This is a genomic window from Thermogutta sp. (genome assembly GCF_014359955.1).
Classification (GTDB): domain Bacteria; phylum Planctomycetota; class Planctomycetia; order Pirellulales; family Thermoguttaceae; genus Thermogutta.
Genome location: NZ_JACIYL010000921.1, coordinates 1 through 1,596 on the forward strand (window position 1 = coordinate 1; position 1,596 = coordinate 1,596).

Annotated in this window: 2 protein-coding genes; one reads left to right on the forward strand and one right to left on the reverse strand. The window is 55.2% G+C overall.

What is annotated here, in order from left to right; translation table 11 throughout:
- On the reverse strand, window positions 1-1,393 hold a 1,393-nt coding region (locus tag H5U08_RS18200), incomplete at its 3' end, for an arylsulfatase (RefSeq protein WP_297036395.1).
- Here H5U08_RS18200 and H5U08_RS18205 point away from each other — a divergent pair.
- Window positions 1,380-1,596, forward strand: a 217-nt coding sequence (locus tag H5U08_RS18205) for a hypothetical protein (RefSeq protein WP_297036397.1), incomplete at its 3' end; no start/stop codon positions are given. The two genes, H5U08_RS18200 and H5U08_RS18205, sit on opposite strands and share 14 nt — an antisense overlap.

A 1,596-nucleotide genomic window follows, 5' to 3' on the forward strand; every position in this document is an offset into this window, starting at 1 on the left:
AGCGAACGGCTTGCTGCCCGCCGTAACCATAAAATTCCCACACCAGGTAGTCGTGTTTCCGCTGCTTTTCTGGATGTCCAAGCAAAGTGGGCAGGAAGCTGATGCCATCAACTCCTGGAGGTACCTTTACAGAGGCCAGTTCCGCAAGAGTAGGCAGAATGTCATAAAACGCGGCAACGTGATCCGACACGGTTCCGGCCGGGACGTGCTCCGGCCACCACGCGATCATGGGTACCCGGATGCCTCCCTCGAAGACACTCCCTTTAAGTCCCCGGAAGGGCCCTGCACTCTCAAAAAACACAGAATCGGAGCCACCCACTCCATCCTCCGGACCACCCCCGCGTCCGTGGGTAGGACCATTATCAGAGGTGAAGAGCACGAGTGTATTGCGGGCCAGACCGAGCTTCTTTATTTCCTCGATAAGCATGCCCACGTGTCTGTCCAACCTGGATACCATCGCAGCATAAGTTGCCCGGGGAGCAAAACATGGCAGATAACCACGGTCTCCAAGATAAGGCGTCTCCGGAAAACGTCCTAAATACTCCTTGAGCGAATCCTCCGGGACCTGAAGGGCGAGATGGGTCAGCGTCGTCGCAAAATAAAGGAAGAAAGGTCGATCACGGTTTTCCCGTATGAATTGGAGGGCTTCCTCCACCATGCGATCGGGTGCATACTCCTGCCCTGAAAATCTCGAGTACGCCGCGGGGTCCCTGGGATCGAGGTCACTGGGAAATCGCTGACGGGCCGGAAAATCGGGATTGTTGAGGATCACTTTCTCATGGTTCCGGTAGAGCCAATGGGGGTAATGGTTGTGTGCATGCCGCTGGCAGTTGTAGCCGAAGAACAGGTCAAATCCCTGGACGTTGGGGTCGCCACTCGAGTGGGGCGGTCCCAAGCCCCACTTTCCAATCGCTGCCGTGGCGTAACCCCGCTTTTTGAGAAGCTCGGCGATGGTGATCTCCTCCGCAGGCAACGGCCATTGACCTTCTGGTTGCACCTCAGAATTATCACGGATCGCGGCATGCCCCAAATGCTTCCCCGTGAGAAGAACACAGCGCGACGGGGCACAAACCGGAGCACCCGCGTAAAACTGGAGAAATCGCATTCCTTCAGCCGCCATACGGTCAAGATTGGGGGTGTGAATCTTTTTCTGACCGTAGCACCCCACTTCTCCATAGCCCAGATCATCAGCCAGGATGAGCACAATATTGGGCAGGGAGCCTCGTGATTCTGAAGTAACCGCCTCTTGCGAGACAGCTTCACTCCGTGTTGTCCTTAATGATACGCCAACGGATGTAGGCGAATGGCCAGCCGTGGAAGACCCGTCAGCCAGCGAGGTGGCCGTTTCCGCGCCAGCGCAAACGGCGTAAGCAAGTGCGATGGCGAGCAACATCCGCTCACCAATCACATTCCTCAAAACAAAGCTGTTTCTGCAGACTAAACATCTGAACATGACAGTCCTCCCATCAGGAGCCAATATCTTAGTCGTTCGCCTTCAATTGCTTGACCATTTTTTATTGATTGAGTCTTTGATCGATTGCATGATTCGTGACGAATACGACATCCGGCCAGAAGCTCAGGACAGGCGCGATTCCC